Annotated in this window: 10 protein-coding genes; 9 read left to right on the top strand and 1 reads right to left on the bottom strand. The window is 50.2% G+C overall.

Annotated features, from left to right (window positions below):
* Nucleotides 1-188: 188 nt before the first annotated feature.
* Together mqnC and NST84_RS08620 are read left to right on the top strand one after the other, a co-directional pair.
* Nucleotides 189-1,325 carry a cyclic dehypoxanthinyl futalosine synthase gene (mqnC, locus tag NST84_RS08615; protein WP_342565184.1) on the top strand — a complete coding sequence of 379 codons (1,137 nt, stop codon included), beginning with the start codon at nt 189-191 and terminating at the stop codon, nt 1,323-1,325.
* 414 nt (nt 1,326-1,739) lie between these two features.
* The gene (locus tag NST84_RS08620) at nt 1,740-6,056 is read left to right on the top strand and encodes a bifunctional 2',3'-cyclic-nucleotide 2'-phosphodiesterase/3'-nucleotidase (protein WP_342565185.1); all 4,317 of its coding nucleotides are present in this window, start codon (nt 1,740-1,742) and stop codon (nt 6,054-6,056) included.
* Nucleotides 6,057-6,194: 138 nt separating this feature from the next.
* On the opposite strand, the gene NST84_RS08625 is transcribed toward NST84_RS08620, so the two are convergent.
* Nucleotides 6,195-6,377: a transcriptional regulator gene (locus tag NST84_RS08625; RefSeq protein ID WP_342565186.1), complete on the bottom strand. Its 183-nt coding sequence runs from the start codon at nt 6,375-6,377 to the stop codon at nt 6,195-6,197.
* A gap of 190 nt (nt 6,378-6,567) precedes the next feature.
* Between NST84_RS08625 and NST84_RS08630 the strand changes: the two genes are divergently transcribed.
* The 7 genes from NST84_RS08630 to NST84_RS08660 all read left to right on the top strand — a co-directional run bounded on the left by NST84_RS08630 (nt 6,568) and on the right by NST84_RS08660 (nt 13,527).
* Nucleotides 6,568-7,410 carry an SPFH domain-containing protein gene (locus tag NST84_RS08630; protein WP_342565187.1) on the top strand — a complete coding sequence of 281 codons (843 nt, stop codon included), beginning with the start codon at nt 6,568-6,570 and terminating at the stop codon, nt 7,408-7,410.
* Nucleotides 7,411-7,423: 13 nt separating this feature from the next.
* The gene (locus tag NST84_RS08635; RefSeq protein WP_039871515.1) at nt 7,424-7,597 is read left to right on the top strand and encodes an Arc family DNA-binding protein; all 174 of its coding nucleotides are present in this window, start codon (nt 7,424-7,426) and stop codon (nt 7,595-7,597) included.
* Between the two features lie 407 nt (nt 7,598-8,004).
* Nucleotides 8,005-9,942 (top strand): threonine--tRNA ligase, encoded by a 1,938-nt coding sequence (thrS, locus tag NST84_RS08640; RefSeq protein ID WP_342565188.1) that lies wholly within the window; start codon nt 8,005-8,007, stop codon nt 9,940-9,942.
* Between the two features lie 115 nt (nt 9,943-10,057).
* A complete protein-coding gene (locus NST84_RS08645; protein ID WP_342565189.1) occupies nt 10,058-10,927 on the top strand; it encodes a 3D domain-containing protein in 870 nt (289 codons plus the stop codon).
* A gap of 133 nt (nt 10,928-11,060) precedes the next feature.
* Complete coding sequence (locus tag NST84_RS08650) at nt 11,061-11,195, top strand: hypothetical protein (protein WP_342565190.1); 135 nt, start codon at nt 11,061-11,063, stop codon at nt 11,193-11,195.
* 266 nt (nt 11,196-11,461) lie between these two features.
* Nucleotides 11,462-12,502 carry a cell wall-active antibiotics response protein LiaF gene (gene liaF, locus NST84_RS08655; RefSeq protein ID WP_342565191.1) on the top strand — a complete coding sequence of 347 codons (1,041 nt, stop codon included), beginning with the start codon at nt 11,462-11,464 and terminating at the stop codon, nt 12,500-12,502.
* Between the two features lie 2 nt (nt 12,503-12,504).
* Nucleotides 12,505-13,527, top strand: a complete 1,023-nt coding sequence (locus NST84_RS08660) for a sensor histidine kinase (protein WP_342565192.1) — start codon at nt 12,505-12,507, stop codon at nt 13,525-13,527.
* Nucleotides 13,528-13,536 lie beyond the last annotated feature (9 nt).

The following is a 13,536-nucleotide window of genomic DNA, read 5'->3' on the forward strand; positions in this document are numbered from 1 at the left end:
TTATACAAAGGAGACGGCAGCGCGTTTGATGCGCGGCCGTCTCTTTTTCACGGAGCCGGAATCCTGGCATCAAAAGATTTCTCAAGCCGCCGGGATTGTGTTACGATGAATGGATGAATGCTTTATGTATTTACTCTTTAAAATTTTATCAACCATAATGTATGGAAATATGAAGGAGGCTGCGAACGATGAGTGCGATAGATCTTATTCTGGATAAGACGCTGAAAGGCGAACGCCTCGGGCTGGAAGACACCATCCGGTTGTTCGAGAGCAACGAAATTGAAAAAATGGGCGCAGCTGCAGATGTGATCATGAAGCGCTGGCACCCCGATCCGCTGGCTACATTTGTCATTGGGCGCAATATTAACTATACCAACGTCTGTGATGTGTACTGCCGTTTTTGCGCATTTTACCGCAGACCCGGATCAGATGAAGGTTATGTGCTTCCTGATGAAACCATCTACCAGAAGATCGCTGAGACGATTGCTGTAAATGGTACGGAAATTCTGATGCAGGGCGGAACGAATCCGAACCTTCCGTTCAGCTATTATACGGATATTCTCCGCGGGATCAAACAGCGGTTCCCTGAGATCACGATGCATTCCTTTTCTCCGGCGGAGATTATGAAGATGGTCGAAGTATCCGGCTTGCCGCTGGAGCAGGTGATGCGCGATATTCATGCTGCCGGCCTTGACTCGCTGCCGGGCGGCGGGGCAGAGATCCTCGACGACCGTACCCGCCGCAAGATCAGCCGGCTCAAGGGCTCCTGGGTGGACTGGATGAATGTTATGAAGACCGCGCACAAAATTGGTATGAATACAACCGCTACGATGGTTATCGGTCTTGGCGAGAGTATGGAGGAACGCGCGCTGCATCTGCTGCGGGTTCGTGAAGCTCAGGATGAGTGCATTGCGAACAAATATGACTCTGAGGGCTTCCTGGCCTTCATCTCCTGGACGTTCCAGCCGGATAACACCAATCTCAAGCTGGACAGACAGACTCCGGAGGAATATCTGAAGACGGTAGCAATCAGCCGTCTGGTGCTCGACAACATCAAGAACTTCCAATCCTCATGGGTAACGATGGGGCCTGAGGTCGGCAAGCTGTCCCTGCAATACGGCTGTAATGACTTCGGCAGCACAATGATCGAAGAGAACGTAGTCTCCTCGGCAGGGGCGACTTACAAGGTTAACATTGAGTCGATTACCCAGCTGATCCGTGAAGCAGGCAAGATCCCGGCACAGCGCAACACGCGTTATGACATTTTGCGTACCTTCGAAGATGCGAATATGAAGATCGATAATGATTTTGTAATGCAGAACTAATTCTTTAGTAATCTATCTATAAAAAGAACCCGTCCGGCAGTTTACGCTGCTTGGCGGGTTCTTTTTCGTGCATAATGAAGCATGTCAGGATTTCTCTGATGAATGTTTTTGTATAAATATAGAAAAATATAGTTTTTATTAGGTTGATTGAGTTAACCCCTATATACAATTAAATATTTATATATATGTCACTTGTTTATGTGTCAAAAGCTTACATAGTTTTTCGTACTATATTTCGCATTATGTCAAGTTTTGGATTTTACATAAGGCATAATGACTAAATTTACGCTAATATATATGATATTTTACACAACTATTGACTCTATTTGATGTTTTTTGCTAGATTCAAATATTCGCTTGTGGTACAATTCTCCTCGGTCACTAATAGAGAAAAACTGGGAGGATTATTCACTTATGGGAGAAAGACGATGGAACAAGCCGGTAGCTTCAATTCTGGCAACCACAGTTCTGACTGCACAGGTTTTTGGGGGTGTGCTGGTAGGTTCGGTTCTCGGGGCTGATAAAGCTGAAGCCGCTCCGGCACCTGGAGTGACAGTAGATCTGCGTCTGATGAGCACTACTGATGTGCACACCAATGTCTACGGCTGGGATTATTTCAAGAATGCCGCCTCGGCGACAGTGGGTCTCGACAAAACAGCTACTTTGGTTAAAGAAGCCAGAGAGCAGAACGGCAACAATCTTTTGCTTGATAACGGTGATTTGATTCAAGGAACTCCGCTGGGAACGTACATGGCAACCAAGTCGGATATCAGAACCAACAATGACCGGATTCATCCTATGATCGCAGCAATGAACGTTATGGGCTATGACGCGGCCACCTTCGGCAACCATGAATTTAACTATGGTCTGGAGTATCTGGAGCGTACAGTTAACGGAAGTGCTAACAATAAAGAAAATACAGATGCTAACTTTAAGTATGTAAATGCTAACATTTACAACATTGACGGTGTAACAAATGCGTACAAGCCATATGAAATTATTGATAAACAGGTTAAAGGCTCCGACGGCCAGATGCATACAGTAAAAGTGGGCTTGCTGGGTCTTGTTACTCCGCAGATTATGGAGTGGGATAAGGTCAACCTCGAAGGCAAGTTTGTGGTAAAAGATATCAGCGAAACAGCTGCGAAATTTGTTCCTCTAATGGAAGCAGACGGGGCAGAGGTCATTGTCGCCATGGCTCATACCGGCTTTGATGCTGCTGCTGCCTCAGAGCTGTCAGGTGCAGAAAACGACATAAATCAACTGAGTAAGGTAGAAGGCATTGATGCCATCACATTCTCGCATACACATAAAGTATTCCCTACCAACGGTGTGGATTCATCGCTTGATGCTTCTTTCAAAGATCCGGCCACCAAAGCTCCATACAATAGCGATGTTGCCAAAATCGACAACGTAAACGGCCATATCAATGGCACGCCTGCGGTACAGGCTGGTTATGGCGGCGGCTACCTTGGTCTGGTCGATCTGAAGATCGTTCAGGACGGTAACGGCTGGAAGGTGGACAAAGCGGCTTCCAAATCATCCACCGTGTCCATTTCCGGTAAAGCGGCTGATCCGGCGGTAGATGCTGTAACCGGTGCTGCTCATGCGGCAACTATCGAATACACCGGCCAGAAGCTGGGCGAAACAACTGCCTCAATGAACAGCTTCTTCGCCATGGTGCAGGACGATCCGACGGTTCAGATCGTAACCTATGCCCAGCAGCGTTATGTATCGAATCTGATTAACACAGATCCGGCTCTGGCTGACTACAAGGAGCTCCCGATTCTTAGTGTGGGTGCACCGTTCAAAGCTGGACGTAACGGATTCGAAGAGTATACCGAGATCAGCAAAGGCGATCTGACGATCCGCAGCGCCAGCGACCTCTACCTGTATGACAATACGCTGAAAGCGATTGTTGTAAAGGGCTCTACTGTAAAAGAATGGATTGAAATGAGTGCGGGTGCATTCAACCGGATTAAAACGGGCATTTCGACAGCCCAGCCGCTGCTGAATTCCGCATTTGCAGTATACAACTTCGACGTCATTGACGGTGTTCAGTACACGATCGACGTTACCAAGAATGCTAAATACAAGCCGGACGGTTCGATTAACGATGCCTCCTCCAGCCGTGTAACCAGCGTTACTTACGGCGGCGCGCCGCTTGATCTGAATCAGGACTTCGTTGTAGTTACCAACAACTACCGTGCAAGCGGCGGCGGTAACTTCCCTGGCGTAAAAGCCGGCAAAATGATCATCGATTCCCAGATGGAGAACCGCCAGGTACTGATGGATTACATCAGTGAAGCCGGTGTGGTTGACCCGACTGCAGACGGCAACTGGTCCATTGCACCAATTAAAGGCAATGTAACAGTGACCTTCCCGTCTTCACCAAAAGCAGCTGAAGTGCTGCCGGCCAACATCAAGGACACGGAAACCAAAGATGTTAAAGGCTTCAGCATTTATACACTTGACCTGAAAGAAGAGGCAACTGCACCAACTGCAGATGTTGAAGTTCACCTGATCGGCATCAACGACTTCCACGGCCAGCTGGACACTACTTCTGTAGTAAGCGGCAAGAACGTGGGTACTGCTGCTGTTTTGGCAACTTACCTGAAGCAGGCCCGTGCGAAGTATGACAATTCCCTGCTCTTCCATAACGGGGACTCCGTAGGCGCATCTGCTCCGGTATCCTCACTTGAACGTGATGAGCCGACACATGAGTGGATGAATCTGATGAAATTCGACGTCGGAACACTGGGCAACCATGAGTTTGACCAGGGCGTTGCGGCACTCAAGACACAAATTTTTGGCGGTGTTGATCCGAAGAACAGCAGTGTAAACCATGCTGGTGCTGATTTTGATTACATCAACGCCAACGTAATTGACGTTGCAACCAATGAGCCAATCATTAACCCTTATGTAATTAAAGAAGTGGGCGGCGTAAAAATCGGATTTATCGGTGTTGTAACTAAAGCAACGCCTGATAAAGTAGCTCCTTCCGGACTTGTAGGCGTTAAATTCCTGTCTGCCACTGAAGAAGTAGCCGCTATCGAGAAGTATGCAAAAGAGCTTCAGGATAAAGGTGTAGAAACAATCATCGTGCTGGCACATGACCCTGCAACTACAAAGGGTGACGCGGCAAGCGGTTATGTTACTACAGGTGAAGCTGCAGATCTGGCAAAAGCCCTGCCGGCTAACTCGCCGGTTGACGTTATCGTTGCCGGGGATAACCACGGCTACGCGAACGACATCGTAAACGGCAAGCTCGTTGTTCAGGCTTACTCTTACGGTACTGCTTTTGAAGATATTAAGCTGGTCATTGACCATAAGACAGGCGATGTGAAAACAAAGTCTGCAACAGTAACATCGACGTTCCAGGAAGGGGTAACACCTGATCCTGAAACGGTTGCCCTGGTTAACAAGTATCTGGCTAAGCACCCTGAGTTGACTCAGCCGGTAGGTACTACTGACGGTACAATTACCCGTACAGATGTTTACAACAATGAAGCTCCGCTGGGTAACCTGATTGCCGATGCTATGCGTGCGGCTGATTTCGGTGACGGGGCAGCGGCTGATTTCGCCTTCATGAACCCGGGCGGTATCCGCGCTGACCTTCCTAAGGGCAATGTATCCTTCGGAGATCTGGCTAAGATCCAGCCGTTTGGCAATACGCTGGTGAAGCTGACCCTTACCGGTGAGCAGATCAAAACCCTGCTGCAGCAGCAATGGGCAGTAAAAGCTGACGGAACAGCTGATATCAAAACACTGCAGATTTCCGGCCTGAAGTACACGGCTGACATGTATCTGCCGGTTAAGGACCGTATCTCCAGCCTGACCAAAGCTGACGGTACGCCAATCGAAATGAACAAGAGCTATAATGCAGTGGTGAATAACTTTATGGCTGCAGGCGGCGACAACTACACTGTACTGACCAAAGCCAGCGCTTCTGTGCCTGGTCCGATCGATCTGGATGTATTCTATGATTACATCGTAGACACATTCAAAGGCGGGGCGATTACAGCCAAGGTTGAAGGCCGTATTATCAATAACGCTAAGGCTCCGGCAGCTATTCCGGGCGGAATTCCTGCTCCGGCAGTAACACCGGCACCTTCTGCAACACCAGTTCCATCGGCAACACCGGCACCATCCGCAACCCCTGCCCCTTCGGCAGCGCCGGGCACTTTCACTGATCTGGGTAATGTGGCCTGGGCTCAGGAAGCGATCACTTCCCTTGCAGAGAAAGGGATTGTGAAGGGTCTTGAGAACGGCCAGTTCGCACCAACCAAAACAGTAACCCGTGCTGAATTCGTAACGATGCTTGTGCGTGCATTGAACCTGAGTGCTCCTGCAACAGGCACGGCCTTCAATGATGTGAAGCAGGGCGTATGGTATACCGATTCGATCGCTGCTGCTGTTAACGCAGGTATTGTGAAAGGCTCGGGTAACGGCAAATTCGAACCGGGCCGCGAGATTACCCGCGAGGAAATGGCAATTATGATCGTGAATGCTCTTGCCGGCCAACTGGAGCCTGTTAATACTTCTGCAGCTCTCGGCGAATTTGCTGACAAAAACACCATTGCTCCTTACGCCCAGGAAGCTGTTGCACAGCTGACTCAGCTGGGAATCGTAAATGGGGTTGAAGGCGGCAAGTTTGCACCAAAAGCAATGGCAAACCGTGCTCAGGCTGCAGTAATCATTTACCGCATGCTTGAAAACAAAGCTTCTTAATTCGGATTCTATAAAAAAGATGCCCTCTGTCGTCTACGGATGACGGCGGGCATCTTTTCTTTTTGTTTATACATTTTATTCTTCATAAAAACAGGCCTATGCGTATTCTGCATGGGCCTGTCCAACTCAGTCTGGTCTTTATTTTACAGCAGCTTCCCACTTGCAGCGCACAGGGGACACAATGGCATTTTCCTTCTTCAGCTCAGTAAAAGCTTTGTCTACCGCCTTGCGTTCCAGTCCGGAGAGCTTCTCGACCTCACCAGCGCTGAGCGGTGTTGCCGATGCTTTGATAATGTCCAGCACTTGTTCTTTTACGCTCATGAATGCCACGTCCTTATTCAATATTTTAGTTGAAAGAATGACTTCTTAGATTTGTAGTATAGAAGAGGCGGGAGAGAAGTGCAGTGACTTTTATCGAATCAGGCGGTTATTTTTATATAAATAGATTTACAGTAGTATCCAAAAGTGATATCATAATTATATCAAATACATATCTTGTGGAGGTGCTTTTATGAAGGAGAAAATTTTGCGTCCGGTAAGCGGGTTTTGGGTCATTGCACTGATTGTGGTCTGTCTGGCAGGCGGGATCTACGGGGGAGCCCAGGAATATGTTGCAGTGCCGGTTCTTCTTTTCTTAGTTGCCGCTGTTCTGTGCACAAGCATCACGATCGTCCAGCCCAATAAGTCGGTTGTGGTTACTTTCTTTGGGCAATATGTCGGAACGATTGTAAAAAGCGGGATGTATGCGGTTATTCCGTTCAGTATCCGTAAAACCGTGTCGCTGCGGGTACGTAACTTCAACAGCGTCAAGCTAAAGGTAAATGATGTGGAAGGGAATCCGATCGAAATTGCGGCAGTAATTGTATTCAAGGTTATCAATTCTGCCAAGGCACTGTTTGATGTAGATAAATATATGGCGTTTGTGGAAATTCAGAGTGAGACGGCGCTCCGTCATGTAGCAAGCAAATACCCTTATGATAATTTTAATGAATCAGGGATGTCACTGCGGGCTAATGCCGACGAGATTGCCAAAGAGCTGGCTGTAGAGTTGCAGGAGCGACTGTCCTTGTCCGGGGTGGAAGTCATTGAGGCACGGCTGACCCATCTGGCGTATTCTACAGAGATTGCCAGCACAATGCTCCAGCGCCAGCAGGCTTCGGCGATTCTTTCAGCACGGCAGATCATTGTAGAAGGTGCTGTCGGCATGGTGGACATGGCGATCCGCCAGCTTAAAGAAAACGGCGTGGTTGAGCTTGATGAAGAACGCAAGGCGGCAATGATCAATAATCTGATGGTGGCCATTGTGTCGGAGCGCGGAGCGAGCCCGGTTATTAACGCCGGATCGTTGTACTAGGGGATGATAAATCATGGCGGCCAAAAAGAGCTTTCCGCTGCGGATTGATCCGGAGCTGTATGAAGCGCTGGAGCGTTGGGCGGGAGAGGAATTTCGCAGCGTAAACGGACACATTGAATATTTGCTGCGTGAGTCTTTGAAGCGCGCGGGCCGCTTGCCGGGAAAAAAACGCCGGGAAGAGGAGTAATCGGGCTGGAGGCTTGACTGAAGCAGCACACAGCTTTATAATTACTGCATAATTCACGTTAACAGCGTCGACAAAGATATGGATCGTTGATTCAGGACCGCTTCAGAGAGAGGGAACTCAGGCTGCAATTTCCTCCGGTATCCGGCTTCCGATTTACCCCTTTGTAGCTGCGGTTATGAACTCCCGGCCGGCTCTGCGCCAGTCACGGGATAGTAAGCACCGCCGGTTCATGGCCGTTATTCCCATGCTGATGAAGGATTCTTGTCTTAGAATCGAATTTGGGTGGAACCACGGGTGCAATCACTCGTCCCTATGCGGGACGGGTGTTTTTTGTATGCGTGAATGATTCCCGTCCGCCATTCAAACGCCCTGAGCGGGCCAGCTACCAACCAATAGGAGGAACAACAATGTCAGTTAGTATTAAGCTTCCGGACGGATCGGTCCGGGAATATGAGAATGGAAGCACGATCGACGATGTAGCGGCATCGATCAGCAGCGGCCTGCGCAAGAATGCAGCGGCAGGCAAGCTGAACGGGATTGTCGTTGACCTGTCGACAGCGCTTGAGGAAGGCGCACTCATCGAGATCGTTACGCTGGATTCGCCGGAAGGTCTGGAGGTTATGCGTCACAGTACAGCCCACCTGATGGCTCAGGCGACCAGACGTTTGTTCGGCGCCAAGGAAGTCAAGCTGGGTGTCGGTCCGGTTATTGAGGATGGCTTCTACTATGATATGGATCTGGAGCACCCGCTCAATCCCGAGGATCTGCTGAAGATCGAGAAGGAAATGGAACGTATCATTAATGAGAACCTGCCGATTGTCCGCAAGGAGGTCAGCCGCAAGGAAGCGCTGGATATTTTCGGTGAGCTCGGTGATCCGTACAAGCTGGAGCTGATCGAGGCTCTGCCGGAAGACAGCGTGATTTCGATCTATGAACAGGGAGAATTCTTTGACCTGTGCCGTGGTCCGCATGTGCCGTCCACTTCCAAGATCAAAGTATTCAAGCTGATGAATGTTGCCGGCGCTTACTGGCGCGGTGACAGCAAGAACAAGATGCTGCAGCGCGTATACGGTACTGCCTGGATCAAGAAGGCCCAGCTGGACGAACATCTCCGTCTCCTGGAGGAAGCGAAGAAGCGCGATCACCGGAAGCTTGGGAAAGAGCTGGAAATCTTCACCTTCAATCAGCTGGTTGGACAAGGCCTGCCGATCTGGCTGCCTAAGGGAGCCAAGCTGCGCAGCATTCTGGAGCGTTATATTGTCGATCTGGAAGCCAGCCTCGGCTACCAGCATGTATACACTCCTGTGCTTGGTAACGTAGAGCTGTACAAAACCTCGGGTCACTGGGAGCACTATCAGGAAGACATGTTCCCTAAGATGGTTATCGATACTGAAGAATTCGTATTGCGCCCGATGAACTGTCCGCATCACATGATGATCTATAAGAGCTCGATGCACAGCTACCGCGACCTGCCGATCCGTATTGCCGAGCTCGGCACCATGCACCGCTATGAAATGTCCGGCGCATTGACCGGTCTGCACCGTGTGCGTTCCATGACGCTGAATGATTCTCATATCTTCTGCCGTCTGGACCAGATCAAGAGCGAATTCAAACGCGTGCTAGAGCTGATCAAGCAGGTGTACAGCGACTTCGGAATTCATGATTACCGTTTCCGACTGTCCTACCGTGATCCGCAGGATACTGAAAAATACTTCCAGAACGATGAAATGTGGGAGACTGCACAGCGTATGCTGCGCGAGGTAGCGGAAGAAGCCGGTCTGCCGTTCTTTGAAGCGGAGGGCGAAGCAGCATTCTACGGACCTAAGCTGGATGTGCAGATCCGTACCGCGCTTGGCAAAGAAGAAACGCTGTCCACTGTACAGATCGACTTCCTGCTGCCTGAACGCTTCGAGCTGGAGTATGTCGGAGACGATGGAAACAAGCACCGTCCGGTTGTACTACACCGCGGTATTCTGGGTACGATGGAACGTTTCGTAGCGTTCCTGCTGGAGAACTTTGCCGGCTCCCTTCCACTGTGGCTGTCGCCGCAGCAGGTTAAGATTATTCCTGTATCGTCCGCTTTTGATGATTATGCCAAGGATGTTGAAGCGAAGCTGCAGAGAAGCGGAATCCGCGCTGAAGTCGATCTGCGTAACGAGAAGCTCGGCTATAAGATCCGTGAAGCCCAGCTGGAGAAGCTTCCGTATATGTTTGTAGTCGGCGAGAATGAGATGAATGCCGGCACCGTATCGGTCCGCAAACGCGGAGAAGGCGATATTGGTGCTAAGCCGCTCGAAGAAGTAGTAGAGCTGCTCAGCAAGGAAATTTCCGGCCGCGTTATTTAATGTAAAGCCTGACCTGATAGCCTCTGACATATGCCGCGTGAAGCTGTACACCAACACTTCATGTATAAAATTTTGTGAAACGGGAAACCTTCGCTAATAGGGGGAGGTTTATCAAATGAACAAAATGGGCTTATGCCAGAGGTTTTGGTGTCTTATGGTAACGGTAGTGCTTGTATCGACAGTAGCGGGTATCTATCCGGACAACCGGACCGGGTCCGCCCGGGCCAGCGGAATTATGGACATTGCAGGCCAGCTAAACAACGGCACAATAAAGGCAGATGAATTTCAAAATAAACAAGGCGCGTCCTTTTTTACAGGCATCAGCGGAAATACTCAGCCGGAGGTGCAGACCACCGGACGGGCCATCGTATATTCCCAGGAAGCTTACTTTACAGGAGCGTCCCAGCTCGGAGGTACTTCCCGGTCGAAGCAGCCGGTGAAAGCGCCAGTGCCGCAGGCCACGGCTGCACCACAGGCAACAGAAGCACCGGCCGCCAAGAAACCGGACACAGCTGTTAAGCAGACAGCCTCGGTTCCTGTCGCAGCACCGGCGCCGGAGCAGATCATCACTTCAATGAAGGTTACAGCGACCGGCTATACGGCAGGTTACGAATCGACAGGCAAGACAGCCAAGCATCCGCAATACGGCATTACTTACTCAGGCGTTAAAGTGCGCAGGGACAAAAATGCGGTATCCACCATTGCCGCAGACCCGAAGGTTCTGCCGCTGGGCAGCATACTCTACATTCCTGGTTACGGTTATGCGGTCGTTGCTGACACAGGCTCTGCCATCAAAGGACGTAAAATTGACTTGTATTTTGCCACCACCAAGCAGGTGTACAAGGAGTGGGGTAAAAAGACGGTTACGGTTCAGCTGATCAAACGCGGTAACGGAAAATGTACGGAGAGCATGCTGAAGGATTTGGGCAAGGCGATTCAGACCTACAAGACGGTTCCGCAGGACCTGCTGGAGGAAATAATCTAAGGCCGGCTTCAGCCGGCATGAATGTTTGAAATGTTTTTCACTTGCAGATGCATAATACAGTCCCTCACCTGCCATAATATCGACTGGGGTACATCGAGTGCCCTTAACGATAACATTCAGGAGGTGACATCCAGTGGCTAAAAAACCAAAGGTAGTAGAAAACTACAAAACACCGAATGAAAAATACAATGCTGAGTTTGCTGTTGAAAATGACGGCGCAGCAAAGCAGGGTACGGTTGTAAAACCGGTACAGAAACCGCAGCAGTAATGCTGTGAATATTCAGGAAACACCGATATGCTAACAAACTGGACTGTTCCGATTTGCCCGGATAATGGGCGCCGGAGCAGTCCTTTTTCTTTTTTACCTTAAATGGATCATTCGGACTTTAATTCCTTATAATTCCAGAAGGCTCGGTCCAGAGACTGAGATCACTTTCCTTCCCGCGCCGCTGTCCTGCGTCTCTTCAATACTGTAGACTGAGTCTATAAGCTATACATGAAGGCGACTACGACAACATAAAGGGGAAATGAATCATGAAAAGAAGGTTCACCAGCCAGGTTTTAGGCGGACTGATCCTGATCGGGCTCGGGGGAATGTTCCTGCTTAGGCAGATGGGGTATACCGATTTCAGTATAGGCTCGCTTATTTCAGATTATTGGCCGGTTGTTCTGATCTGGATGGGGCTGCAAAATTTTCTGACGACTAATGACAACAGTTCAAAAGGTTCGTCAGCGTTCTGGGGATTTTTCTTCCTGGCGCTTGGCACGTATTTCCTGGGACGGAATCTGGATTGGTTCGATGTATCGCCAGGCGACTTTTTCAAGCTGCTCTTTCCTGTAATGCTGATCGGCGGCGGACTGTATGTTATCTTCCGGCCGCGCGGCCGCAATATCCCGCCTGTTCCTCCGGCACCCTCCTCACCGCCTGACTTTTATCCGCCCGGACCAGGCACACACGAGCCTGTAGCTCCGCCTAAGCCGCTGGAATCCACTCTGGATGAACAGTTTGAGCAAAAGTTCGGCAAGCCTGCCGGGGAGCGCAGCTGGGATGACTATCTTTCCAAAAACGATGAGGGTACCCAGGAGCAGCATGATCCATCTCGTCATGAGCGCCGGCGCCAGGAGCGCAAGGAACGTCATGCCCACAGACACGGAGAGTGGCATGAGGAATTCCATGAGACGCATAATCATAAGGAAACGACCCAACGTTCGGCGTTTATCGGCGACGTGCATATGGGCAAGGAGCATTTTCAGCTGAAGCACACCAATGTTTCACAGTTCATCGGAGATACGGTGCTTGATCTGACCAATGCGCAGATTCCTTACGGCGAAACCAAGATTAACATTTCTGCTTTTGTCGGCGACATCAAAGTATATATCCCGGATGATATGGATCTGGGGGTTTCGGTCAACAGCAGCTCCTTTATCGGTGATATGCAGGTGCTGGAGCAGACGCGCAGCGGATTTATGAGCAGTGTGCAATGCAAAACGCCTTATTACAAGGAAGCGGGCAAAAAAGTCCGGATTAACGTCAGTGCTTTTATCGGCGATATCAAGGTTAAAACGGTAGGTTAAGGATGGGGACGATCTTCAGCAATACCAAATGGCTGCTGCTGTTGTATTTTCTTCTAAGCGGAGGCGTCGCTGCCGGACTCGTCTACGCAGGGACATGCCTGGGCTACATTGAGATTGTGGATTACCGGATGTGGCTGTATCTTATTCTGGGGATTGTATTGTTTAACGTGGTGGTCGGTTACATATCCGGACAGCGTATCCAGCGGCGGATCGACCATCTGGATCTGAACATGCTTCAGGTGGCCAAAGGCAATCTTTCTGTGCGGATGCCGGAGAGTGACGACCAGTCTTTTGCGAGAGTGTACCACGAGTTCAATATAATGATGGATACGGTTGAAAATAAAATGCAGATTCTGCAGCGGCTCGGCGAGCAGGAAGTGATTGAGAAGGAAAAGGCAGCGGAGAGTGCGGTACTGGAGGAACGGCGAAGGATGGCCCGTGATTTGCATGACACGGTGAGCCAGCAGCTGTTCGCGATCCATATGTCCGCCTCTTCGCTGCCTAAAGTGCTGGAACGCAATGAGCAGCAGGGAATAACCGTTATGCACCAGCTCATTACGATGTCGCAGATGGCGCAGAAGCAGATGAGGGCACTGATTGCCCAGCTGCGTCCGGTTGAGCTGGAAGGCCGCAATCTGTTTGAGGCGCTGGAAAAGTGGTTCCCGGATTACTGCCGGCAGAACGGGCTTAAGGGTGTCAAGGAGATGGAGCAGCAGGGAGAGCTGTCTGAGGCGATTGAGCACCAGCTGTTCCTGATCATCCAGGAATCCATGGCCAATATCGTCAAGCATGCCGGAGCGCGTGTCGTCAGCCTGTCGCTGCGTGAAGGCCCGAGACAGGTCGTGCTGAGTATCAGCGACGATGGTCAGGGATTTGAGAATGTCCAGCATAAGCAGGGATCGTATGGATTGACCACAATGCGTGAGCGTGCGGAGAAGCTGGGCGGCCAGGTGGAGATCATCAGCCGCAAAGGAGCGGGGACAACAATCCGCGTACATATACCAAAGTTTGTTCAAGGCAATTAGGAACAGGAG

Source organism: Paenibacillus sp. FSL R7-0345, from assembly GCF_038595055.1.
In the GTDB taxonomy this organism is placed as follows: Bacteria; Bacillota; Bacilli; order Paenibacillales; family Paenibacillaceae; genus Paenibacillus_AQ.